Source organism: Streptomyces sp. ISL-98 (genome assembly GCF_018614055.1).
Lineage (GTDB): Bacteria > Actinomycetota > Actinomycetes > Streptomycetales > Streptomycetaceae > Streptomyces > Streptomyces spiramyceticus.
The window spans coordinates 62,758-85,593 of record NZ_JAGGPB010000048.1 but is presented as its reverse complement, the minus strand read 5'-3'; the positions used below and the strand labels follow the sequence as shown (position 1 = coordinate 85,593).

Annotated in this window: 20 protein-coding genes, 1 tRNA gene and 1 pseudogene; 15 read left to right on the top strand and 7 right to left on the bottom strand. The window is 68.3% G+C overall.

The genetic code is table 11. The features are described 5' to 3' along the window. Window positions 1-15: 15 nt before the first annotated feature. The 3 genes from J7I98_RS29885 to J7I98_RS29875 form a co-directional block, all read right to left on the bottom strand. Window positions 16-1,311, bottom strand: a complete 1,296-nt coding sequence (locus J7I98_RS29885) for a HAMP domain-containing sensor histidine kinase (RefSeq protein WP_214928155.1) — start codon at window positions 1,309-1,311, stop codon at window positions 16-18. Then, entirely contained in the window at window positions 1,308-2,096 is a 789-nt protein-coding gene (locus tag J7I98_RS29880) for a hypothetical protein (RefSeq protein WP_214928154.1), read from the bottom strand. Before J7I98_RS29880 ends, J7I98_RS29885 begins: the two co-directional genes overlap by 4 nt. A gap of 141 nt (window positions 2,097-2,237) precedes the next feature. Then, on the bottom strand, window positions 2,238-2,564 hold the full coding sequence (locus J7I98_RS29875) for a zinc-ribbon domain-containing protein (RefSeq protein WP_214928153.1): 327 nt from the start codon (window positions 2,562-2,564) through the stop codon (window positions 2,238-2,240). Between the two features lie 118 nt (window positions 2,565-2,682). On the opposite strand from J7I98_RS29875, the gene J7I98_RS29870 reads away from it, so the two are divergent. After that, complete coding sequence (locus J7I98_RS29870) at window positions 2,683-3,510, top strand: NERD domain-containing protein (protein WP_214928152.1); 828 nt, start codon at window positions 2,683-2,685, stop codon at window positions 3,508-3,510. A gap of 228 nt (window positions 3,511-3,738) precedes the next feature. Here J7I98_RS29870 and J7I98_RS29865 read toward each other — a convergent pair whose 3' ends face one another. Together J7I98_RS29865 and ligD are read right to left on the bottom strand one after the other, a co-directional pair. Further along, window positions 3,739-4,680, bottom strand: a complete 942-nt coding sequence (locus J7I98_RS29865; protein WP_214928151.1) for an RNA ligase family protein — start codon at window positions 4,678-4,680, stop codon at window positions 3,739-3,741. A 51-nt stretch (window positions 4,681-4,731) separates the two neighbouring features. After that, window positions 4,732-5,625 (bottom strand): non-homologous end-joining DNA ligase, encoded by an 894-nt coding sequence (gene ligD, locus J7I98_RS29860; RefSeq protein ID WP_214928150.1) that lies wholly within the window; start codon window positions 5,623-5,625, stop codon window positions 4,732-4,734. Between the two features lie 41 nt (window positions 5,626-5,666). Here ligD and J7I98_RS29855 point away from each other — a divergent pair, with 41 nt between their 5' ends. From J7I98_RS29855 to J7I98_RS29845, 3 genes are all read left to right on the top strand, one after another. Beyond that, a complete protein-coding gene (locus J7I98_RS29855; protein ID WP_214928149.1) occupies window positions 5,667-6,674 on the top strand; it encodes a Ku protein in 1,008 nt (335 codons plus the stop codon). Between the two features lie 185 nt (window positions 6,675-6,859). After that, a complete protein-coding gene (locus J7I98_RS29850; protein WP_214928148.1) occupies window positions 6,860-8,920 on the top strand; it encodes a phosphocholine-specific phospholipase C in 2,061 nt (686 codons plus the stop codon). 147 nt (window positions 8,921-9,067) lie between these two features. Continuing rightward, entirely contained in the window at window positions 9,068-9,709 is a 642-nt protein-coding gene (locus J7I98_RS29845; RefSeq protein ID WP_214928147.1) for an HAD family hydrolase, read from the top strand. A 47-nt stretch (window positions 9,710-9,756) separates the two neighbouring features. Here J7I98_RS29845 and J7I98_RS29840 read toward each other — a convergent pair whose 3' ends face one another. Further along, a complete protein-coding gene (locus tag J7I98_RS29840) occupies window positions 9,757-10,221 on the bottom strand; it encodes an ATP-binding protein (RefSeq protein ID WP_214928146.1) in 465 nt (154 codons plus the stop codon). 142 nt (window positions 10,222-10,363) lie between these two features. Here J7I98_RS29840 and J7I98_RS29835 point away from each other — a divergent pair. From J7I98_RS29835 to J7I98_RS29820, 4 genes and pseudogenes are all read left to right on the top strand, one after another. Further along, window positions 10,364-11,241 (top strand): annotated as a pseudogene (locus J7I98_RS29835) (helix-turn-helix domain-containing protein). Beyond that, window positions 11,238-11,432 carry a DUF397 domain-containing protein gene (locus J7I98_RS29830; protein ID WP_214928145.1) on the top strand — a complete coding sequence of 65 codons (195 nt, stop codon included), beginning with the start codon at window positions 11,238-11,240 and terminating at the stop codon, window positions 11,430-11,432. Before J7I98_RS29835 ends, J7I98_RS29830 begins: the two are co-directional and overlap by 4 nt. Before the next feature lie 303 nt (window positions 11,433-11,735). Then, the gene (locus tag J7I98_RS29825; RefSeq protein ID WP_214928144.1) at window positions 11,736-12,137 is read left to right on the top strand and encodes a hypothetical protein; all 402 of its coding nucleotides are present in this window, start codon (window positions 11,736-11,738) and stop codon (window positions 12,135-12,137) included. Between the two features lie 844 nt (window positions 12,138-12,981). After that, the gene (locus tag J7I98_RS29820; RefSeq protein ID WP_214928143.1) at window positions 12,982-13,275 is read left to right on the top strand and encodes a GYD domain-containing protein; all 294 of its coding nucleotides are present in this window, start codon (window positions 12,982-12,984) and stop codon (window positions 13,273-13,275) included. Between the two features lie 214 nt (window positions 13,276-13,489). On the opposite strand, the gene J7I98_RS29815 is transcribed toward J7I98_RS29820, so the two are convergent. Continuing rightward, a tRNA-Arg gene (locus J7I98_RS29815) sits at window positions 13,490-13,561 on the bottom strand. Between the two features lie 58 nt (window positions 13,562-13,619). Between J7I98_RS29815 and J7I98_RS29810 the strand changes: the two genes are divergently transcribed. The 7 genes from J7I98_RS29810 (at window position 13,620) to rho (ending at window position 22,698) form a co-directional block, all read left to right on the top strand. Next, the gene (locus J7I98_RS29810) at window positions 13,620-14,159 is read left to right on the top strand and encodes a response regulator (protein ID WP_214928142.1); all 540 of its coding nucleotides are present in this window, start codon (window positions 13,620-13,622) and stop codon (window positions 14,157-14,159) included. A 78-nt stretch (window positions 14,160-14,237) separates the two neighbouring features. Further along, a complete protein-coding gene (gene nrtL, locus J7I98_RS29805) occupies window positions 14,238-15,182 on the top strand; it encodes an ArgS-related anticodon-binding protein NrtL (RefSeq protein ID WP_214928141.1) in 945 nt (314 codons plus the stop codon). Between the two features lie 16 nt (window positions 15,183-15,198). After that, window positions 15,199-16,590 (top strand): diaminopimelate decarboxylase, encoded by a 1,392-nt coding sequence (gene lysA / locus J7I98_RS29800; RefSeq protein ID WP_214928140.1) that lies wholly within the window; start codon window positions 15,199-15,201, stop codon window positions 16,588-16,590. Window positions 16,591-16,688: 98 nt separating this feature from the next. Continuing rightward, window positions 16,689-17,987, top strand: a complete 1,299-nt coding sequence (locus J7I98_RS29795) for a homoserine dehydrogenase (protein WP_214928183.1) — start codon at window positions 16,689-16,691, stop codon at window positions 17,985-17,987. 6 nt (window positions 17,988-17,993) lie between these two features. Beyond that, complete coding sequence (gene thrC / locus J7I98_RS29790) at window positions 17,994-19,064, top strand: threonine synthase (RefSeq protein ID WP_214928139.1); 1,071 nt, start codon at window positions 17,994-17,996, stop codon at window positions 19,062-19,064. A gap of 279 nt (window positions 19,065-19,343) precedes the next feature. Further along, window positions 19,344-20,264, top strand: a complete 921-nt coding sequence (thrB, locus tag J7I98_RS29785) for a homoserine kinase (protein WP_214928138.1) — start codon at window positions 19,344-19,346, stop codon at window positions 20,262-20,264. A gap of 331 nt (window positions 20,265-20,595) precedes the next feature. After that, entirely contained in the window at window positions 20,596-22,698 is a 2,103-nt protein-coding gene (gene rho / locus J7I98_RS29780) for a transcription termination factor Rho (protein WP_214928137.1), read from the top strand. Window positions 22,699-22,836 lie beyond the last annotated feature (138 nt).

Genomic DNA, 22,836 nt, shown 5'->3' with positions numbered 1-22,836 from the left:
GGTGTTCGCAAAGTGTCAATCCGTGTGCGGATCGCCCGGCGATCCGCTCTCCCCGTCTTCCACATGCGGTGCCTCAGGCAATTCCAGCGTCGCGACCGCTCCGCCGTCCGGGGCGTTCGAGAAGGTCAGCTCCGCGCCGATGGCCCCCGCCTGGCCGACGGCGATCGTCAGCCCCAGACCGTGCCCCTTGCTCCCGGCGCGCGGCTCGGTCCTGAAGCGCTGCGGCCCGTGCTCGACCAGGTAGTCCGGATAGCCCTCGCCGTGGTCCCGGACCGTCACCACAGGCCCGTCCACGGTCAGTACGACCGGGGGGAGGCCGTGCTTGTGCGCATTGCCGAGCAGATTGCCGAGCACCCGCTCCAGCCGCCGCCGGTCGGTCTCCACGAAGGCGTCCCGTACGATCCGCACCTCCGCCGGACTCCCGGAGCCGCGCACCACGCGCTCCGCGAGCGGCCCCAGCCGGAACAGGTCCGGGCTGATCTTCTCGTTGCCCGCGTCCAGCCGAGAGATCTCCAGCAGGTCCTCGGTCAGCAGCCGCATGGCCCGTACCCGGTCCTGGACGAGCTGGGTCGGGCGGCCGGAGGGCAGCAGCTCGGCCGCCGCGTGCAGACCGGTCAGCGGGGTGCGCAGTTCGTGCGCCACATCGGCGGTGAAACGCTGCTCGCTCTGGAGCTTGCCCTGGAGCGTGGAAGCCATCGCGTCCAGGGCGCCGGAGACCGTGGCCACCTCGTCCTGCGGGCGGGAAGGGTCCTTGGTGCGCGGGTCGTTGACGCGCGCGTCGAGGTCGCCCGCGCTGATCCGGCGCGCGACCCCGGCGGTCTGGTGCAGCCTGCGCGTCACCCGGGTGACGGCGAAGACGCCGACGATCAGGGTGACGCCGATGGCGAGAATCGACGAGCCGACGATGGCCCGGTCGAGGCCCGTGATGGTCCGTACGCTCTGGGTGTAGTCGATCTCGGCGGCGATCGCCCTGCCGTCGGCAGGCCCCGCCGCCCACATGGTCGGGCGCCCTTCGTGGTCGCTGACGAGGCTTCCGCGCTTGCCTCGCAGGGCGAGGTCGCGCAGCGAGCCGGGCAGCCCGTCCGGGTCGATGCCCGCGCCGGGCGGCAGCGGCTCGCCCGCCTCGTACGCCCGGGTGGCGTCCCCCAGTTTGGTCAGCGCCTTCTCGCGGGCCTCGCTCACCGTCTGGTGGGTCACCGACACGTGCACGAGGGCGCCGAGAAGCGCCGCGAGCGCGCAGCACATTACGGCGATGAAGGCTGCGGCCTTCCAGGTGAGGAGGGCGGTCCAGGCGGGCAGGCGGGGCCTCATGAGGCACCACCGGCGCCGGCGGTGGCGGACTCCGGGCTGGGCGTCGGTGTCGGCGTCGGTGTCCGCGCCGCCGTCCGCGTGGGCTCCGGTCTCGGGGAGGCCGAGGGTGTCGCGTCGTCCCGGTCCATACGCAGAATCTCGTCCCGGGTGGGCAGCATCGCGCGCTGCCGGTCGTCCCAGGACCAGGCTGTCCTGTACTCGTATCCGGGAAGGATGGACGGCGCCCGGATGATCACGTCCCGGCCGGCCAGCGCCACGCTGATCACGGCGTCGGACGTGGACATGATCCGGATCAGCCGGCCTTTCTCGGCCAGATAGCAGCGCACCACGAGCTGATCCTCGGGCATGGAGATGCCGAGGATCAGCTCGTCCTTCCCGTCGCCGCTCAGGTCCCGGTAGTAGGCCTTGAGGACCGGGCAGGCCTTCGGTTTCGTATCGCACTCGCGGAGGCCTCGGGCGGTCTCCTCGTACATCCCGTCCGACCCGCTGTACTCCTCGGGGTTCGCCGCCTCCTCCGCCTGCGCGACGGCGACCGGCCTCACCTTTCGCACGTCGCCGCCCGGCACCTTGATCCCCTGCACCGTCTCGGTCTCGCCCTCGCCGTAGTCCAGGGGAGGGGTCGTCGAGGTAGGCCGGTCGGGCCAGAGCTGAGTGGGCCCGATGGCGGTGGGCGTCGCGCCCGCACTCTGGAGTCCACCCTCGTCGTCGCAGCCGGGCAGCGCCAGCAGCACGGCGGCGACGGTCAGGAGCAGCAGTGCTCCACGGGTGGTGCGGTGGGCGCTCAAGGCTCCCCTCTCGGCGGTGCGGTGCGTTTTGGGCAGATTCGTCTCCGCGTAGACCTTATTCGGAGGGAAGCACCTTTTCTGTACTCAGCTCTGCCGGCTCTACTGGCTCTGCTCTGCTCTGCTCAGCTCTGCGTACTGGAATCAGCGCTGATACGGATTCCGCCCGGGCTGCTGCGGCGCCTGCCCGTGCCCGTACCCCTGTCCATGTCCCTGTCCTTCTCCGCCGCCGCCCTGCTGCGCCTGCACCTGGAGCTGCTCCGCCTGCTCCTTGGGTACCTGCTGTTCGGCGCCGCAGAAGGTGCACTGTGTCGCGTACTTCGTCGAGAACGGGAACAGTGGAACGAAGAAGAGCGTGAACTTGCTGACCCGCTTCTTGAGCGTGTGCGCGGCCGGATTGCCGCAGCGCCCGCAGACGAGCGTGAGTATGGCCAGCTGGTAGAGATAGCTCCTGCTGCCAAAGATGATCATGCGTGGTCCCCTCCGCGGTCGGTGCGTGCCGTGCCGTCGAGTCTGCACCAAGCCGAACGGCAAGAGTTATTGCCCCTGCCGTGCGGGGACTGTTCCCATGGGCATGGGGTGATGGGACATGACGGGACTGCGGATCGTACATGCGCGCCACCAGGGCCAGGACCGGCTGTACGTGAGCCTGCCCGACGGCAGGATCATCGCCTGGTACGACAGGGAAACCGGCCGCGTAAGCCTGCTCGACGCCGATGCCAGGGACGCCGTACTGGCCGCCATCGCCCCGTACGCCACAGGCCCGGTCACCATCGGCCCCCCTCCGGTCCCCACCGCCGCCGACCTGGCCCGCCTTGCCCTGCACCCCGACGACGACCTGGCGCCCAACCGCCCCGGCGAGGCGCTGCTCGCCGAACTGGACCACACCCCCCACGCCGCGGCCCGCCGCTTCCGCACCCATCGCTTCCGTACCGACCCGCGCAGGGACGCCCTCGCGGCGCAGGAGCTGCTGGGCGGGGAACTCGACCGTCTGGAGGACGCCGGCTGGCGCGTACTCCACTCGGTACCGCTGCCGGGCGGGGCGTACATCGCCCACCTGCTGATCGGCCCGGCGGGCGCGATGAGCGTGCGCACGCTGTACGGGGGGAACGCGAGGCAGCGGGTCAGGATCGCCGACCCCCTGGTCACGATCGGCCGAGCCGCCCCCCTGCCCCAACTGCGCTGGGCCCGCCGAGAAGCAGAACGCGCGTCACTGGCCCTGGCGGCGGCGGTACGCCCGATCCTGGCGCTGACGGGCCAGGCCAGAGTGGACCCGGCGCCGACGCTGCGCGACGTAAGGATCCTGCGGGAACACGAGGTGGGGGACTTGGCGAGGGCGGGCGGCGTACTGAAACCGGCAGACATCGAATCCCTGTACGCGGCGGCGCGAGACCGGAGGACGTGGCTACGGGTGTAGGGCGTGTCCGGCGGATCATGCCTGGGCCGCGGGGCCTGGCACGCCCATCTGCGGCGTTGTCGTCGGTCGGCGACTCCCCCCAAGCTCTCGACTGCCCTCGAACAGGGGGACTCCCATGGCGTCGACTCTCTCCTCCGCCTTGCAGTTGGACCCGCCAGGCCCGCTCAGGGCACCGAGAACGCGCCGCACCCTGAAGCCGGCCTGATCCGCCGGACACGCCCGAAGCCTTCACCGCCCCTCGAACCGCAGCCTCCGCACCACGGTCGTCGCGTGCCGTCCCACAAACTGCTGCACCTCGGCCATAACCCCCGCCCCCACCCGCCGGTAGGCCACCTCACCGATCCCAATCGCCACGATCCGCCCCTCACCACCACCGTCACTGACACCCGCACCCCCCGCCAGCAACTCCCGTGCCTGCACCCGCACATCCGGCGCCAGCGGGCTGGACACCACCGGGGTGTCGTCGTCCCCCGCCAGCACCAACACCAGCGCACGCGGCCGCTCCGCACTCCCCGTGTAGCCGATCACAGCCGCATCGTGCGTATCCGAATGCCGCACCTTCACCCACGCCTTGCTGTCCCGCGGCCGGTAACGGGACGCCAGCGCCTTGCACACCAGCCCCTCCACCCCCGAGGCCACCAGCGTTTCGTACCAGAGCAGCGCACGATCCCGGTCGGTCGTCGCCATTACAGCCTGCACCTGCGGATTGACCCCCTCAAGCGCGGCGCCGAGCAGCTGCCACCGCTGGGCCAGCGGCAGTTCGCGTACGTCCTGCCCCGGCAGGGCTAGCACGTCGAAGGCGACGTACGACACGGCGACCCCGTCGGCCACCCGCGCCGCGTGCGGCCGCATCAACTGCACGAAGGAGAACGCGCCGTTCACCCAGGCGCACACCTCCCCGTCGAGAACGAGCCCCGCAGGCAGCCCGGCGACGGCGGCGGCGATGTCCGGAAATTCGAGCGCCATGTTCCGCCCGGACCGCGACTGCAAAAAGACAGCACCACCCGGACCGCCACCTCCGCCCCCAAAGGCCACGCACCGGAACCCGTCCAGCTTGACGCTGTACTGCACGCCACCCGGCAGCCCGTTCTCCACCGGCACCTCACTCACCGCGCGAGGCCGCATCACGTCAACAGGCGGCACCAAAGTGACGTCATCACGGTCACTCACGCCACCACCACCCACGCACCCGCTCACTCACCACCGCAACCACCCACCCACTCACGCCCGCGGCAAAGGCCGAGCCCGACCCGCATCGTTGAGCGCCCCCAGCAGATCCCCGAACCGCTCGATCCGCCCGCCCATGTCCCCCGCCAGAAAAACGAGCCGCCCCGGATCCGCCCGCCCGTCCTCGACCTCCTCCCAGGTCACAGGCGCCGACACGGTCGGCTGCTCCTTGGCCCGCAAGGTGTACGGCGTGGCCGTCGTCTTCGCGGCAGCGTTCTGGCTGAAGTCGACAAAGACCTTCCCGGGCCGCAGCGACCGTTTCATCCGATGGAGCACCAGCCCCGGAAGCGCACGCTCCGCCTCCACCGCGAGCCTCTTCGCGTACGCCGAGACCTCCTCGGACGGTGTCCGTTCCAGCGCCGCGAGCAGATGGAGCCCCTTGGCCCCCGACGTCTTCGCGTACGCCTCGATCCCGTCCGACGCGAGCCGGTCACGCAGCCACAGCGCCACCTCGCAGCACTCCGCGACAGTCGCCGGCGGCCCGGGGTCGAGGTCGAGGACGAGCCGGTCGGCGCAGGCGCGCTCGTCGGCCAGCCACTGCGGCGTATGGAACTCCACCACCAGGTTCGCCGCCCACACCAGCGTCGCCATGTCCTGTACGAGCACCTGCTGTGTCGTCGTCGCGTCCGAGTGCCGTACCTCCACCGTCTTCACCCACTCAGGTGTCCCCGGCGGCGGATTCTTGGTGAAGAAGAGCTGCCCGTCAGGTCCGTCCGGGTAGCGGAGAAAGGAAACGGGCCGGTCGCGAAGGTGCGGAAGAAGGACACCGGCCGTGACGGCGTAGTAGTGGACCACCTCGCCCTTGGTGGTCCCGGTGGCCGGGTACAGGACCTTTTCCAGATTGGAGAGGGCCAGGCGCCGCCCCTCCACCTCCGTGATCGGCGACATACGATGAGAATCCCACGGATCTCGACCAAAGGGGACGAATCGTGAGATCCATATGGAACGGCGCCATCTCCTTCGGCCTGGTCAGCATCCCGATCAAGCTGGTCAACGCCACCGAGCACCACTCGGTCTCGTTCCGCCAGATCCACACGACCGACGGCGGCCGGATCCGTTACCGGAAGGTCTGCGAACTCGACGGCGACGAGGTTCCGCCGCCCGAGATCGGCAAGGGGTACGAGGAGGCCGACGGCGCGATCATCCCCATTACGGATGACGACCTGGCCGCGCTCCCGCTCCCCACGGCCAAGACGATCGAAATCGTCGGCTTCGTGCCCGCTGCCGAGATCGACCCCCTCCAGATCGACGCGGCGTACTACCTCTCCGCGAGCGGCGTCCCCGCCGCCAAGCCGTACATCCTGCTGCGCGAGGCGCTCAAGCGCAGCGACAAGGTCGCCATCGCCAAGTTCGCCCTCCGCGGTCGCGAACGGCTCGGCATGCTGCGCGTAGTGGGCGACGTCATCGCCATGCACGGCCTGCTCTGGCCCGACGAGGTCCGCGAACCCGAGGGCGTCGCGCCGGAGACGAACGTGACGGTCCGCGAAGCCGAACTCGACCTGGCAGATGCCCTGATGGACACGCTGGGCGGGGTCGACCTCGACTCGCTGCACGACGACTACCGCGAGGCGGTCGAGGAGCTGATCGCCGCGAAGGTCGAGGGCGGCGGAAGGGTTCCGGAGTCCGAAAAGGCGGCTGCCGGAGCGGGTGGCAAGGTCATCGACCTGATGGCCGCACTGGAGAACAGCGTCCGCGCTGCCAAGGAGTCCCGGGGCGAGGGCGAACCGGAGGCCGAGGTCAGGCCGATCAGGGGCCGCAAGAAGCAGTCGGCAGCGACCGGAACAGACGCAAAGAAATCAACGTCAACGACACAAAAGAAGTCAACAGCAGCAAAGAAGACAGCAGCGGCGAAGGAATCGACCACGGCAAAGAAGTCGACCGCAACGAAAAAGTCGACGGCAGCAAAGAAGACAACGAGGAAGCGCACATCCGCCTGACGGACACGCGACCAGCGGCGACAGCCCCCACGCCAACCACCCGCACCTCTCGCCCAGTTAGCAGCAAATAGCGCAACCTTTCACACGCAAGACACCACTCCTTCCCGCCCCCTTCCTTTCCATCGGGTCCTCTTGGAACATTCTGTTCGGTTCCGTTTCCTCACACCCCAAGAGGGCCCACAGTCATGCCTGAACTCAATCGGCGGCGCTTCCTTCAGATCGCCGGCGCGACCGCGGGATTCGCCGCCCTGTCGAGCAGCATCGACCGCGCCGCCGCCATCCCCGCCAGCCGCGTCTCCGGCACGATCCAGGACGTCGAGCACATCGTCGTACTGATGCAGGAGAACCGTTCCTTCGACCACTACTTCGGCGCGATGAAGGGCGTACGCGGCTTCGGCGACCCGCGCCCGGTGACGCTGCCCAGCGGCAAGTCGGTCTGGCACCAGGCGGACGCCAACAAGAAGGAAACGCTCCCCTTCCACCCCACGGCCGACGACCTGGGGATGCAGTTCCTCCAGGGCCTCAACCACGACTGGGCGGGCGGCCACAAGGCGTACAACAACGGCAAGTACGACCAGTGGATCCCTGCGAAAACGCCGACCACAATGGCGTACCTGACGCGCGAGGACATCCCCTTCCACTACGCCCTCGCCGACAAGTTCACCGTCTGCGACGCGTACCACTGCTCGTTCATCGGAGCCACAGACCCGAACCGCTACTACATGTGGACGGGCTACACGGGCAACGACGGCACCGGCGGCGGCCCCGTACTCGGCAACGAGGAGCTGGGCTACGGATGGACGACGTACCCCGAGCGGCTGGAGCAGGCCGGTGTCTCCTGGAAGATCTACCAGGACACGGGCGACGGCCTGGACGCCGCAGGACACTGGGGCTGGATCAGCGACGCGTACCGCGGCAACTACGGCGACAACTCGCTCCTCTACTTCAACAAGTACCGCAACGCCAAGCCCGGCGACCCGCTCTACGACAAGGCGCGCACCGGCACCAACGTAAAGAACGGCGACGCCTACCTGGCCGACCTGAAGGCCGACGTACAGGCCAACACCCTGCCGAAGATCTCCTGGATAGCAGCGCCCGAGGCCTTCACCGAACACTCCAACTTCCCGTCCAACTACGGCGCGTGGTACATCGCCCAGGTGCTGGACGCCCTCACCTCCAACCCGGAGGTCTGGAGCAAGACGGCACTGTTCATCACGTACGACGAGAACGACGGCTTCTTCGACCACGTAGTCCCGCCGTACCCGCCGGCCTCAGCAGCCCAGGGCCTGTCGACAGTGGACACGACAACCGAGCTCTACAAGGGCGGCTCGGCGTACGCGGCAGGCAACTACGGCCTGGGCCCGCGCGTCCCGATGCTCGTGGTCTCCCCCTGGAGCACCGGCGGCTACGTCTGCTCCGAGGTCTTCGACCACACGTCGATCGTCCGTTTCATGGAAAACCGCTTCGGCGTACGCGAACCGAACATCTCCCCCTGGCGCCGAGCGATCTGCGGCGACCTGACCTCGGCCTTCGACTTCGCAACCACGGACGCCACGCCGGCCGAGCTCCCCGACACGGCGGCCTACGAGCCCCCGGACCACGACCGTCACCCGGACTACAAGCCGGTACCGCCGGCCACGGGCACGCTCCCGAAGCAGGAACCGGGCAGCCGCCCGGCGCGGCCACTCCCGTACGCCCCGTACGTAGACGCAGCGGTAAACGTGAGCGACGGCCGAATAGCCCTGACCTTCAGCCCGGGCACGGCGGCAGGAGCGCAGTTCTACGTAACGTCGGCAAACCGCACGGACGCCCCCTGGACGTACACCACGGAGGCGGGCAAGAAGCTCACCGACACGTGGAACTCCGCGTACTCAAAGGGCACCCACAACCTCACGGTCCACGGCCCGAACGGCTTCCTGCGCACATTCAAGAGCCCGGCGAAAACGAAAACCCCAGAGGCGACGGTCCGCCACAACGCAACAACAGGCAACCTGGACGTAACACTGACGAACCCCACGTCCACGGACGCCCACCTCACCATCACCAACACCTACGGCGGCGAGCCCCAAACCTTCACGGTCCGCCCGTCGGCCACGGTGACCCATTCGGTGGACCTGCGCGCGACAAAGCGCTGGTACGACGTATCAATAACCACCGACACGAACACGACGTTCCTACGCCGCTTCGCGGGCCACGTTGAAACGGGCGCGGCGAGCGTAAGCGACCCGGCGCTCATCACCACCTGAGAAACACCAGAACCGGGCCGCCCAATAACTCCAACGGGCGGCCCGGCCTCAAACGACGTAACAGACGGGCCGACATTTTCCACAGTCACTCGGACAGTGAAGGTCAGAACCGCAGTCCTGCGTCTTCGCCCCAGTAGCGTGCTGTGGGTGATTGAGACCATCGTGTTCGACATCGGCGAGACCCTTGTCCGCGACGACCGCCACTGGGCTTCATGGGCCGACTGGCTCGGCGTCCCCAGACACACCATGTCTGCCCTGGTCGGAGCCGTAGCCGCGCAAGGCAGGGACAACGCAGACGCGTTGCGCCTCGTAAAGCCCGGCATCGACGTCGGTGAGGCGTACCTGGCTCGCGAAGCGGCCGGCCGGGGTGAGCACCTCGACGAGTCCGACCTGTACCCCGATGTACGCCCTGCCCTCGCTGGACTCCGCAAGCAAGGCATTCGCGTCGTCATTGCCGGAAACCAGACCGCAAGGGTAGGCGAATTGCTGCGCGGCCTGGACCTCCCGGCCGACCTGATCGTCACGTCCGCCGAATGGGGGATCGCGAAGCCCTCGCCGGAGTTCTTCGAGCGAGTGATCGAAGTCGCCCAAGCCGAACCGCACGAGACCGTGTACGTAGGGGACAACCCCGCGGACGACCTGTTCCCCGCCAGGACCGCAGGCCTGCGGACGGCGCACATCCGCCGGGGACCGTGGGGCTACCTGTGGGCAGAGGACCCGACAGTCGTAGGGACAGCCAACTGGGCTATCGACACGCTCACCAAGCTGACTTCGATCACCGCCGACTGAGCATCAACAGAGCGGCGCCCCACCACGGGGCGCCCCCTTGTCTCGGCTCATCCGGCATGGCCTCCGCTCACGCACAGTTCGGCCCATACCGTCTTCCCGGACGGGGGCCGTGGCTCGGCACCCCAGCGCGCTGACAGAGCCTCGACGAGAAGAAGCCCGCGCCCGTGCTCCGCCGTCGACTCCGGCCTGAGCCGGACCGGCGGCCTTTCTCCCCCGCAGTCGGCGACCTCGATACGGAGCGTGGTGGTCTCGCCAGGGTGTCGGATGACCGCCAGGGTCAGCAGAAAGTTACGCCCCGGTACGCGGCCATGCGTGACGGCGTTCGTGGCCAGCTCGGCAACGAGCAGCGCGGCAGTCTGCACAGTCTCGCTGTCCCTGGCCCACCCCCAGTCAGCCAGTTGCTGTACGGCGAGCAGCCGCGCGAGGCGGGCGCCGCGACGGGTGGAACTGAGCTGTTGACTGAAGCGAGCTGCGTGGACGCCGAGTTGAGGCGCGTGGATTTCCGACTTCATGTGACAGAGCGTGGCCGGATGCCCGTACGCTGACCAGGGAAGCCGTCGGTACGGAGAGTGCGTGTACCGGTACGGTCGGTTGCTTGTCCGGGGTGGCGGTAGTAACCGGGCGGGCGGGTGCGCGGGTTGGGCGGTGGTCACGATGACGGACGGCATTCATCAGCGGGACGCGGAGCGCCGCCCCGATCCGCCGGAGGACACGGACGGCGCGGCGGATCTGAACCGGGCGGTGGGCAAGCAGCTCAAGCTGCTGCGGGAGCGGGCCGGGCTGACGCAGAAGGATCTGGGCGACCGCCTGGGGTACGGCGAGGACCTGATCTCGTCGCTGGAGCGCGGGCGCAGGACACCGCAGCCGGAGCTGCTGGACGCAGCTGACGATCTGCTGGACGCGGGTGGCCTGTTGAAGGCGACCAAGGAAGATGTGGCGCGGGCAAAGGCCAGGGCACGTGTGAGGCATCCGGCTTGGTTCCGGGACTACGCGCGGCTGGAAGCGGAAGCGGTTGAGGTCAATGACTACAGCAGCCATGACATTCCCGGCCTGTTCCAGACCGAACGGCGGGCGCGGGCCCTGTACCAGATGCGAAAGCCCCTGCTGGATGAGGAGACGATCGAGCAGCGGGTGGCCTCTCATATGGGCCGTCAAGAGATCCTGACCCGCTGGCCGTCTCCGATGGTCACAGCGGTGATGGAAGAGGCCGCGCTGCGGCGGCCGATCGGTGGGTGGGAAGTGCACAAGGAGCAGCTCGAACAGCTGCTCAGGCTGGGAAGGCTGCGCAGCGTCGAGCTCCAGGTCATGCCGATGGACAGAAGCGAGCACGCCGGGATGGGAGGCCCTTCATCCTATTGACGCCCAAAGGGAAGCCGCAGGTTGGCTACACGGAAGTCCAGAACCATACGCGTCTGGCGACGGATGCCGAGGAGGTCCGTATCCTGGCCGCACGCTACGGCAGTATCAGGGCTCAAGCACTCACTCCGCGAGAGTCCCTCGAACTGATCGAGAGGATGCAGGCAGACCGATGAGCACCGAGGGTTCCGCGCAACTCGCCTGGTTCAAGAGCAGTTACAGCGGCAACGAGGGTGGCGCGTGCCTGGAAGTGGCTGCCACACCCGATACCGTTCACGTGCGGGACTCAAAAGCACCGGCCAAGGCGCAACTCGCCTTCCCGCAGAAGAGCTGGGCGGAATTCCTGGGCTTCGCGGCCGGACGCTGACGCACCGTACATGGGGGCTGCGGGCGGACAGTTCGTAGCCCTGTGCACGGCCCCACGGGTCAGCCAGACCGATCGCATCGGTCATGTCCGCGTCCGAGATCGGACGCCGATGCTTGAGGTCTCCGTCCAGCAATTCCGCGTCGTGGGTGATCCTGTTGCGGCGCTCACATGGTGAACCGGCGCCTGACGCGTGCTGCTACGACGTTCAATGACCTCCGACGCGAACAGCGACCCAGTGCTCATCACAACCTGACCTACCACTGTGAGTCGGGGCGCCCACAGGTCAGCGCTACGCTGCGCGCTATGGCTGAGCCTTTCCTCACCGGTGGAGTACATCCTGCGTGTGGCATCTGCCCGTCCCGTCGATTTCCGCTCGGCGAATTCGATGTGTTCGAGCGCCCTTCGCACGACTGCCAGTTCAACCCTGTCGACGGCCACCGGTACACAGCGGCCGGCGTGCCGGTCTGTGTGCACCCGGAGAAGGTCGGGTTGCCACCGGGCAGGTACAAGACTGACGGCACGCCGTTCACAGCGGAGCTGAAGCTTCCGGCCGACGCGGCCGAACTGGACGTGTACTTGCATGAGGTGCTGCACAACGCAGCGCCCGGAGTGCTGGAACTGCTCATCGAGCAAGCTGCCCAGCAGATCCCGAGGGCTTTCCCCGAGGTGGACTCGCTCCAGGTGCTGCGCCGCGCACTCAACTAACCGCGAGGGGCCCATCGAGCAGCTGCGCCCACTTCATCGTCGACGGAGCGCGGCCTGCGGGCGCTGCGAGCCGTAGGCGAACCAGGACGAAGAGAGCGCTAGCTGAATTCAACCCTCAGTCTTTGCTCAAAACCCCATGCTCATGCCTTGTGTACCTGTGTAATGGACGGCAGTTACGGGACGGCGATCAGCCCGGACCACCGTTGTGGCGCGGAAGGTGACACGGCATTGCTCGCACTGAACAGCGAAGTGAGTCCCGTAGGATTCCTGTGCCGTTCCGTACTTCTCACAGAGGCTCTGAAAGCTGTGGAGCGCCACATACAAGGAGCTGATCGAGTCCCTTCATAAGGCGGTGCGCGACGCCAAGCCGGGTGAGGGTTGGTTCGAGGCTTTCCGGTTCCTCGACAAGATCGAGAAAGCATGCAGCAAACACGTCGATGAAGTGGCTTGAGTCTGGTTTCTCGATGAGCCCGGAGACGCTCCGGCGGGCATGGCTTCAGTGTCTCCGGGAAATCCTTTGTCCCGAATAGGGTCCGGGCCGCTCTAATCCTGGAGCGCGGAGCGTCTACCCAGGTCAGGGTGCTGCGTTCGCGCCTCGCTCCCGGAGGACCCATCTAACTTCGGCTGGTTCGAGGTCGAAGGAGGACCGCTGGACCGTCGAGGGTCCATAGAGACCCGCTGCCTCGTACAGCAGGTCGTGTCGGCGAGCTGACCACCGCTTGGGGAGTTCGAGCGCTGACCGCTCGCATCACTCGTTCTGGCGCGCTCCCTATGCGCATTGCGCGCGCAATGCCCAGAATCGACACACGATGTGTTGTGTCTTCTTCCTTGGGAGTGAAAGACCATGCCGACGTTTGTCACGTTGCTGAACTGGACCGATCAGGGGATCCGGGCCTACAAGGACACCACGCAGCGCGCCGAGGTCTTCGCCGCAGCGGCACAGAAGCTCGGGGCGAGGGTCCTGAACATCTACTGGACCGTCGGTTCGTACGACATCGTGGCGGTCGTAGAGGCGCCCGACGACCAGACCGCCACTGCGCTGCTCTTGCAGGTCGGCGGGTTGGGCAACGTCCGTACCACGACCCTGCGGGCCTTCGGTCGGGAGGAGATGGACCGCATCATCGCCAAAGCTGGCTGAGGACTTTCAGATCGAGGACCTGTTACGCGAGTACCAGTGGCACGCTCATTCCCCGTGACGCGGCCGACCTGCGCCGACGCGCCAAGATCGTGTCCACGAATAGTCCACAGAGTCCGTCATACGGCTACTCAGAGCGGCATACGGCTGCGCATACGCGAAGACCCCGTTCTCAGCGAAGCGCTGATGGCGGGGTCTTTGGGCACCTCGTACAAGGTGCCCCCGGCAGGATTCGAACCTGCGCACACGGCTCCGGAGGCCGTTGCTCTATCCCCTGAGCTACGGGGGCGTACCGCCGCAGTAAGCGTGGCGACGGGTTGAACACTACCAGCTCCTGCCGGGTGACCATGAACAGGTATTTCGTTCCCCGGCCGCATCGTCGCCGTACCCCGCACGGGGTGGAAGTGGACAAAACCCGGACGCAGCCCCGGGCGGCAACCTACCCTCGAGTTGTGCCAGGGGCGTCCGGTCGGGTGCTTGTTGTGGACGACAACAAGGTCATCCGGCAGTTGATCAGGGTCAATCTCGAGCTGGAGGGCTTCGAGGTAGTGACCGCGGCCGATGGTGCCGAGTGTCTGGACATTGTCGAGCGGGTCAGGCCTGATGTCGTCACGCTCGACGTCGTCATGCCGCGCCTCGACGGTTTGCGTACGGCCGCCCGCCTCCGCGACGACCCGCGGACGTCTCATCTGCCCGTCGCGATCATCAGCGCCTGTACGCAGTACGAGGTGGAGAGCGGCCTCGCCTCCGGCGTCGACGCCTTTCTCGCCAAGCCCTTCGAGCCGGCCGCGCTGGTCAGGCTCGTACGGCAGCTGATGCACCAGGAGGAGCCGCCGTCTGCCGACGGCAGGCATGAGGCCGGGCAGGCGGGGAGTGCCGTCGGGTGAGGGCCCTCAGCCGACGCCCGTGACCGGATGGCGAAACCGGTTCGCTAAGGGACCCCCCTCCTCCCATACGCTTGTCCCGTGACCCCCGCCGAGCTCTCCCGTACCGTGCTGCGCGCCGTGCGTCGCGCCGTCGAGGAGGACGTGTTGCGAGCGCCGGTGCCGGAGCGGGCCGTCGTCGAGCGGCCGCGGCCCGGGGGGCGTGGGGATTACGCCTCCAATGTCGCCCTCAAGCTGGCTGGGTCGGCGAGTTTGCCCGCCCGCGAAGTGGCCGAGATTCTCCGTCGCATCCTCGTCGTCGACGAGCAGATCGCCGACGTCGAGATCACCGGGCCGGGATTCTTGAATTTCACGCTCGTCCGCCCTGCTCAGGATGCCGTCGTACGTACCGTCCTCATCCAGCGCAGCTCGTACGGGCACGGGACCTCTGTCGACGGAGCCGGCCAGGTCGTCCAAGTCGCGGCCGGGGCCCATGGCGACGCCGTCGCCCGGCTGATGCAGGCCCAGGGCGTGACCGTTGTGAGGAGTGGGGCGGCGGACGGTGGTTTCCGGGAGGTCGTCGGCCGGCTCGGGCGTGACGCCGCCGTGTGGAGTGTCCTCTGGCCCACCTCCGTCGCCCGCCCCGACGACCTCCTCGTTCAGCGCGAGAGCAACCCCCTCTTCCGCGTCCGGTACGCCCACGCCCGCGCCCGGGCGCTCACCCGTAATGCCGCCGCCCTCGGGTTCGAAGCACGTGACGAAGCGGCTTACGGACGCCACGCCGCGCCCCTCCTCGGCGCCCTCGCCGACTACCCCGTCGTCCTCGAAGCCGCCGCCCGCCACCGCGCCCCCGACCGGCTCGCCCGTTACCTCGACGCGACCGCCGAAAGCTTCTTCCGCTTTCACGACGCCCACCCCGTCCTGCCTCTCGGCGACGAGAAACCCTCGGTCGCCCACCGCTCCCGACTGGCCCTCGCCGAGGCCACCGGGACGGTGCTCGCCGGCGGCCTGTCCTTGCTCGGCATCAGTGCCCCCGAACATCTGTGAGAGAGACAGAAGAACCATGAGCCGTTCCGCACACCCCGCCGGGCCCCGTCACGCCGACGTCTACCCCGAGGGGCACTACACCGCCCCGCCGGCCGACCTCAACGTCCTCGACGAGAAGGTCTGGGCCCGGACCGTACGACGTAACAGCGACGGCGTAGTCACCGTCGGCGGCATCGAAGTCAGCCGCCTCGCCGAGGAGTTCGGTACGCCCGCCTACTTCCTCGACGAGAGCGACTTCCGCGCCCGCTGCCGGGCATGGGCCGACGCCTTCGGGCCGGACGCGGACGTGTTCTACGCGGGCAAGGCCTTCCTCTCGCGGGCCGTCGTCCGCTGGCTGATGGAAGAGGGGCTGAATCTCGATGTGTGCTCCGGCGGCGAGCTGACTACCGCCCTCGACGTCGGCATGCCCCCCGAGCGCATTGCTTTTCATGGGAACAACAAGTCCACCGAAGAAATCGAGCGCGCCGTACGTCTGGGCGTCGGGCGGATCGTTCTCGACTCCTTCCAGGAGATTGTCCGCGTCGCGCACATCGCGCAGAGCATGGGTAAGCGGCAGCGCGTCCAGATCCGGGTGACGGTCGGCGTCGAGGCTCATACGCATGAGTTCATCGCGACCGCCCACGAGGACCAGAAGTTCGGGATCGGGCTCGCCGGCGGGGAGGCCGCCGAAGCCGTGCGGCGGGCCCTCAAGCTCGACGGGATCGAGCTTGTCGGGATTCACTCGCACATCGGGTCCCAGATCTTCGACATGGCCGGGTTCGAGGTCTCCGCGCGGCGCGTCGTTCAGCTGCTTGCCGACGTACGGGACGAGCACGGCGTCGAGCTGCCCGAGATCGACCTCGGCGGCGGCCTCGGCATCGCGTACACCTCCGAGGACGACCCCGCCGAGCCGCACGAGATCGCCAAGGCGCTGAACGAGATCGTCGGCCGGGAGTGCGAGGCGCACGGGCTGGCCACCCCCCGTATCTCCGTCGAGCCGGGACGCGCCATCGTCGGGCCCACCGCCTTCACGCTCTACGAGGTCGGCACCATCAAGCCGCTGGAGGGCCTGCGTACGTACGTCAGCGTGGACGGCGGCATGTCGGACAACATCCGCACCGCCCTGTACGACGCCGAGTACAGCGTGGCTCTCGTGTCCCGGACCTCCGACGCCGAGCCGATGCTCAGCCGCGTCGTCGGCAAGCACTGCGAGAGCGGGGACATTGTGGTCCGGGATGCTTTCCTGCCCGCCGATCTCGCGCCCGGGGATCTGATTGCCGTGCCCGCCACCGGCGCTTACTGCCGTTCCATGGCGAGCAACTACAACCACTCGCTGCGCCCGCCCGTCGTCGCCGTCAATGATGGTGAGGCGCGCGTGATTGTCCGGCGCGAGACGGAGGAAGATCTCCTGCGTCTTGATGTCGGCTGATGAAATAGATGTCTCGCAATCTGGACGAGGGGCAGAAACTCCCGTCCAGTGAGTGAGACTGGTTCACACTCAAGTTTTAGAGGAAACGAGGTCGGATGATGCGTACGCGTCCGCTGAAGGTGGCGCTGCTGGGCTGTGGTGTGGTCGGCTCAGAGGTGGCGCGCATCATGACGACGCACGCCGACGACCTCGCCGCCCGCATCGGGGCCCCTGTCGAGCTCGCAGGGGTCGCGGTGCGGCGTCCCTCCAAGGTCCGTGAGGGCATCGATCCCGAGCTGGTCACCACCGACGCGACCGCCCTGGTCAAACGGGGCGACATCGACGTCGTCATCGAGGTGATCGGCGGCATCGAGCCCGCCCGTACGCTCATCACGACCGCCTTCGAGCACGGCGCGTCGGTCGTCTCCGCGAACAAGGCGCTGCTCGCCGAGGACGGCGCGGCCCTGCACGCCGCTGCGGAAGAGCACGGGCGGGATCTGTACTACGAGGCCGCCGTGGCCGGTGCCATTCCGCTTGTACGGCCGCTGCGCGAGTCCCTCGCCGGGGACAAAGTCAACCGCGTGCTCGGGATCGTCAACGGCACGACCAACTTCATCCTCGACAAGATGGACACGAGCGGAGCCGGTTACTCCGAGGCGCTCGACGAGGCCACCGCGCTCGGTTACGCCGAAGCCGACCCCACCGCCGACGTCGAGGGATTCGACGCCGCCGCCAAGGCCGCCATCCTCGCCGGAATCGCCTTCCACACCCGGGTGCGGATCGGCGACGTACACCGCGAGGGGCTCACCGAGGTCACTGCCTCCGACATCGCCTCCGCGAAGCGCATGGGGTGCACGGTCAAGCTGCTCGCCATCTGTGAGCGCGCCGCCGACGGCAAGTCCGTCACCGCGCGCGTCCACCCCGCGATGATCCCGCTGACCCACCCGCTGGCCTCCGTACGCGAGGCGTACAACGCGGTCTTCATCGAGGCCGAGGCGGCCGGGCAGCTGATGTTCTACGGTCCCGGCGCCGGCGGTGCGCCGACCGCGTCGGCCGTGCTCGGCGACCTCGTCGCCGTCTGCCGGAACATCGTCGCCGCGACCACCGGGCCCGGCGAATCCGCGTACACCCGGCTGCCCGTCAGCCCGATGGGCGAGGTTGTCACGCGGTACCACATCAGCCTCGACGTGGCCGACAAGCCGGGCGTACTCGCCCAGGTCGCCACGGTCTTCGCCGAGCACGGCGTATCGATTGATACGGTCCGCCAGCAAGGCCGACCGGACGGAGACGGCGAGGCGTCTCTCGTCGTCGTCACCCACCGCGCGCCCGACGCCGCCCTTTCGGGGACCGTCGAAGCGCTGCGCAAGCTCGACACCGTGCGCGGTGTCGCCAGCATCATGCGTGTTGAAGGGGAGTAAGGACCCATGACCAGCAAGGGCACCCACCAGTGGCGGGGCATCATCGAGGAATACCGGGACCGTCTTCCGGTGACGGCGACGACGCCGGTCGTCACGCTCGGTGAGGGCGGTACGCCGCTCGTACTGGCGCAGGTCCTCTCCGAGCGCACGGGTTGCGAGGTGTTCCTCAAGGTCGAGGGCGCCAACCCCACCGGGTCCTTCAAGGACCGCGGCATGACCATGGCGATCACCCGCGCCAAGGAAGAGGGCGCGCAGGCCGTCATCTGCGCCTCCACCGGCAATACGTCGGCCTCGGCCGCCGCCTATGCCGTACGCGCCGGAATGGTCTGCGCCGTACTCGTGCCGCAGGGCAAGATCGCGCTCGGCAAGATGGGCCAGGCGCTGATCCACGGCGCCAAGATCCTCCAGGTCGACGGAAACTTCGACGACTGTCTGACGCTGGCACGCGGCCTGTCGGACAACTACCCGGTGGCGCTGGTCAATTCGGTCAACCCGGTCCGTATCGAGGGCCAGAAGACCGCCGCCTTCGAGATCGTCGACGCGCTCGGTGACGCCCCCGACATTCACGTACTTCCCGTCGGCAACGCCGGAAACATCACGGCGTACTGGCGCGGCTACCGCGAATACGCGGCCGACAACATCGCCACGCACACCCCCCGAATGTGGGGCTTCCAGGCTTCCGGCTCGGCGCCCATCGTGCGCGGCGAGGTCGTCAAGGACCCGCACACCGTCGCCACCGCGATTCGCATCGGCAACCCCGCCTCGTGGCAGTACGCCCTTGAGGCGCGGGACGAGTCGGGCGGCTTCATCGACGAGGTGACGGACCGTGAGATCCTTCGCGCCTACCGGCTGTTGGCCGCGCAGGAGGGCGTCTTCGTCGAGCCCGCGTCGGCGGCCAGCGTCGCCGGTCTGCTCAAGGCCGCCGAACAGGGCAAGGTCGACCCCGGCCAGAAGATCGTGTGCACAGTGACCGGAAACGGCCTCAAGGACCCGGACTGGGCGGTGGCGGGAGCGCCGCAGCCGGTCACGGTGCCGGTGGACGCCGCCACGGCCGCAGAGCGCCTCGGCCTCGCGTAGGCGCAGAAGCGCACAAACGCGGGCTCAAGCGCAAACGTAAAGGCCGTAAGGTCAGACATAGGCGCACAGGACGGTACGCGACACGCATCGTGCGCCTCCTGTGCGCCCTATGTCGTCACAGAACCTTCCTTCGATAGGCTGTACTCAACCCGCCCCGCCGCATATGCCGCGGTGCTGCCGCCGTCATGGCCTTCGGGTGTTCGTACGTCCTGCAAAATGTCGCAGTCTCAAAATGTCGCAGTGAAAATCCCGCAGTCCCACAAGGAGAGTCGTCGAGCGATGGCCGGTCCCGCGTTCCGCGCCGCCGCCGTAAGGGTGCGCGTTCCCGCCACCAGCGCCAATCTCGGTCCTGGCTTCGATGCCCTGGGCCTGTCGCTGGGGCTCTACGACGATGTCGTCGTCCGGGTCGCCGACTCCGGCCTGCACGTCGACATCGCAGGTGAGGGCGCCGAGACGCTGCCCCGCGACGAGAGTCACCTGCTCGTACGGTCGCTGCGTACGGCCTTCGACCTGCTCGGCGGACAGCCGCGCGGCCTCGAAGTCGTCTGCGCCAACCGCATCCCGCACGGCCGCGGCCTCGGCTCCAGCTCCGCCGCCATCTGCGCCGGCATCGTCGCCGCGCGCGCCGTGACCATAGGCGGCGACGCGAAGCTCGACGACGCCGCCCTGCTGGAGCTGGCGACCGAGATCGAGGGCCACCCCGACAATGTCGCCGCCTGCCTGCTCGGCGGCTTCACGCTGGCATGGACCGACGGGGGCGCGGCGCGGGCGATCAGGATGGACCCCGCAGATTCCATCGTTCCGGTGGTCTTCGTACCCGGAAAGCCGGTGCTGACGGAGACCGCCCGCGGACTGCTGCCGCGTACCGTCCCGCACGTGGACGCGGCGGCCAACGCGGGCCGCGCGGCACTGCTCGTGGAGGCTCTGACCAGGCGTCCCGAGTTCCTGCTCGCGGCCACAGAAGACCGACTTCACCAGGACTACCGCGCCCCGGCGATGCCGGAGAGCGTGGCCCTGGTCAACCGACTGCGCGCGGACGGCGTCCCAGCAGTCATCTCCGGTGCGGGCCCTACGGTGCTCGCTCTGGTCGAGGACAGTGCGGCCGACAAGGTCGCACAGCTGGCGGGCGAGGGGTGGGCAGCCAACAGGCTGGCTCTCGACGCCACGGGCGCGAGCGTTTTGCCGCTCGGCTCGTCGTGACACGCGATTGCCGGTGAACGAGAGGGGGAATATTTGTTGGATCCGGTAGTGTTAATCTCAAGTCTGCACCCGGCGTCCTTGTGGCGCGGTGCATCGTGTCCCCGTTCGGGACCACCATTCTTCCGGGAGCCTCCCCAACTGCCTGAGCAGCCTGCCTGAGCAGTTTCGAGCACGCTCCGGAACCGGTAAAGAGCCGGAATCCAGCACGTTTATCTCCTCCGCCGTATCCGGCGGACCACCGCCCCGGCACGGTTTTCCAAGACCGCAGTCGGACAGCACAACCGGTCGCCGAGCCAGACAGGCCGACGTCCGCTCCAGGGAAGGACCCTTCGTGAGCGACACCACCGATCTGATGGGCGTGACTGCCGACAACAATGTCGACAACGCCGCGCCCGCCACAGGTGCTGCCACTGGTAGTGCCGCACGGCGCCGCCGCTCCGGCACCGGCCTCGAGGGCATGGTCCTGGCCGAGCTGCAGCAGGTCGCGTCCGGCCTCGGGATCAGGGGCACAGGGCGTATGCGCAAGAGCCAGCTGATCGAGGTCATCAAGGAGGCGCAGGCCGGAGGCTCATCCTCCGCCAAGAGCGCCGACACGGCCGGCTCTGCCGCCGAGACCAAGCCGAAGCGCCGCGCCACCTCCAAGGCCCGTACGGGCGACGAGGCGGCGGCCACGGCCGCTGCACCCGCCGCCGCTGCTGCGCCCGCTGCCGAGAAGGCCGTGGCCCAGCAGCAGATCGACATTCCCGGGCAGCCGGCCAGCGACGACCAGCCGGTCGGCGAGCGCCGCCGGCGCCGGGCCACCGCGCAGGCGGGCAGCCCGGAGAGCTCTGTCGTCACCGAGGTACGGGCCGAGCCCAAGACCGAGGTGAAGGCCGACAGGACCGACGCCCAGCCCGAGGCCAAGGCCGAGGCTGCCGTCGACACCGCCGAAGGCCGCCGGGGTGACCGCCAGGAGCGCGGTCAGCGCGGTGACCGCCGTGAGCGCGGCAGCCAGCGTGACCGCGGCGAGCGCGGCGAGCGCGGTGACCGCCAGGACCGTGGCGAGCGCGGCGATCGTGGCGATCGCCAGGACCGTGGCGAGCGCGGTGAGCGCCGTGACCGCGGCAAGGGCGACGACCAGGGCGGCCAGCGCCAGCAGCGCCAGGGCGGCCAGGCCCAGGGCGGCCAGGCCGGACCGCAGGACGACGACGACTTCGAGGGTGGCCGCCGTGGCCGCCGCGGCCGCTACCGCGACCGCCGTGGCCGTCGTGGCCGCGAGGAGTTCGGCAGCGATGCGCCGCCGGTCTCCGAGGACGACGTCCTGATCCCCGTCGCGGGCATCCTGGACATCCTCGACAACTACGCGTTCATCCGGACCTCCGGCTACCTGCCGGGTCCGAACGACGTGTACGTGTCGCTGGCCCAGGTCCGCAAGAACGGTCTGCGCAAGGGTGACCACGTCACCGGCGCCGTCCGCCAGCCCAAGGACGGCGAGCGCCGCGAGAAGTTCAACGCGCTCGTCCGCCTCGACTCGGCGAACGGCATGGCGGCCGAATCCGGCCGCGGGCGCCCGGAGTTCAACAAGCTGACACCGCTGTACCCGCAGGACCGTCTGCGTCTCGAGACCGACCCGGGCGTGCTGACGACCCGGATCATCGACCTCGTCGCGCCGATCGGCAAGGGCCAGCGTGGCCTGATCGTGGCCCCGCCGAAGACCGGTAAGACCATGATCATGCAGGCGATCGCCAACGCGATCACCGTCAACAACCCCGAGTGCCACCTGATGGTCGTCCTCGTCGACGAGCGTCCCGAAGAGGTCACCGACATGCAGCGGTCGGTGAAGGGCGAGGTCATCTCCTCGACCTTCGACCGCCCGGCCGAGGACCACACCACCGTCGCCGAGCTGGCCATCGAGCGCGCCAAGCGTCTCGTCGAGCTGGGTCACGACGTGGTCGTCCTGCTGGACTCGATCACCCGTCTGGGCCGTGCGTACAACCTTGCGGCTCCCGCCTCCGGACGCATCCTGTCCGGTGGTGTCGACTCGACCGCGCTCTACCCGCCGAAGCGCTTCTTCGGTGCGGCGCGCAACATCGAGGACGGCGGCTCGCTGACCATCCTGGCCACCGCGCTGGTCGAGACCGGCTCGCGCATGGACGAGGTGATCTTCGAGGAGTTCAAGGGCACCGGCAACATGGAGCTCAAGCTCGACCGGAAGCTCGCCGACAAGCGCATCTTCCCGGCTGTCGACGTCGACCCGTCCGGCACCCGTAAGGAGGAGATCCTCCTCAACGCGGAAGAGCTCGCCATCGTCTGGAAGCTGCGCCGGGTGCTGCACGCACTCGACTCGCAGCAGGCGATCGAGCTCCTGCTGGACAAGATGAAGCAGACGAAGTCGAACGCCGAGTTCCTGATGCAGATCGCCAAGACGACTCCGTCGGGCAACGGCAGCGACTGACCGCCGCAGCGCCAACTCGGCCGCCCCGTCACGAAAGTGGCGGGGCGGCTTTGTTGTGTCCGGCCGTAAACCTGTTTTACGGGGAGATGTTGTCAAGTTGTAGTCACTCGTTGGTCACAAGTGGCTGTCGTTGAACGG

What these genes read in the sequence shown, in the direction of transcription:
- J7I98_RS29885 (WP_214928155.1), bottom strand. Translation starts at nt 1,311, where the DNA reads ATGAGGCCCCGCCTGCCCGCCTGGACCGCCCTCCTCACCTGGAAGGCC.
- J7I98_RS29875 (WP_214928153.1), bottom strand. Translation starts at nt 2,564, where the DNA reads ATGATCATCTTTGGCAGCAGGAGCTATCTCTACCAGCTGGCCATACTC.
- J7I98_RS29870 (WP_214928152.1), top strand. Translation starts at nt 2,683, where the DNA reads ATGACGGGACTGCGGATCGTACATGCGCGCCACCAGGGCCAGGACCGG.
- ligD (WP_214928150.1), bottom strand. Translation starts at nt 5,625, where the DNA reads ATGTCGCCGATCACGGAGGTGGAGGGGCGGCGCCTGGCCCTCTCCAAT.
- J7I98_RS29850 (WP_214928148.1), top strand. Translation starts at nt 6,860, where the DNA reads ATGCCTGAACTCAATCGGCGGCGCTTCCTTCAGATCGCCGGCGCGACC.
- J7I98_RS29840 (WP_214928146.1), bottom strand. Translation starts at nt 10,221, where the DNA reads ATGAAGTCGGAAATCCACGCGCCTCAACTCGGCGTCCACGCAGCTCGC.
- J7I98_RS29830 (WP_214928145.1), top strand. Translation starts at nt 11,238, where the DNA reads ATGAGCACCGAGGGTTCCGCGCAACTCGCCTGGTTCAAGAGCAGTTAC.
- J7I98_RS29825 (WP_214928144.1), top strand. Translation starts at nt 11,736, where the DNA reads ATGGCTGAGCCTTTCCTCACCGGTGGAGTACATCCTGCGTGTGGCATC.
- J7I98_RS29820 (WP_214928143.1), top strand. Translation starts at nt 12,982, where the DNA reads ATGCCGACGTTTGTCACGTTGCTGAACTGGACCGATCAGGGGATCCGG.
- J7I98_RS29810 (WP_214928142.1), top strand. Translation starts at nt 13,620, where the DNA reads ATGAACAGGTATTTCGTTCCCCGGCCGCATCGTCGCCGTACCCCGCAC.
- lysA (WP_214928140.1), top strand. Translation starts at nt 15,199, where the DNA reads ATGAGCCGTTCCGCACACCCCGCCGGGCCCCGTCACGCCGACGTCTAC.
- J7I98_RS29795 (WP_214928183.1), top strand. Translation starts at nt 16,689, where the DNA reads ATGCGTACGCGTCCGCTGAAGGTGGCGCTGCTGGGCTGTGGTGTGGTC.
- thrC (WP_214928139.1), top strand. Translation starts at nt 17,994, where the DNA reads ATGACCAGCAAGGGCACCCACCAGTGGCGGGGCATCATCGAGGAATAC.
- thrB (WP_214928138.1), top strand. Translation starts at nt 19,344, where the DNA reads ATGGCCGGTCCCGCGTTCCGCGCCGCCGCCGTAAGGGTGCGCGTTCCC.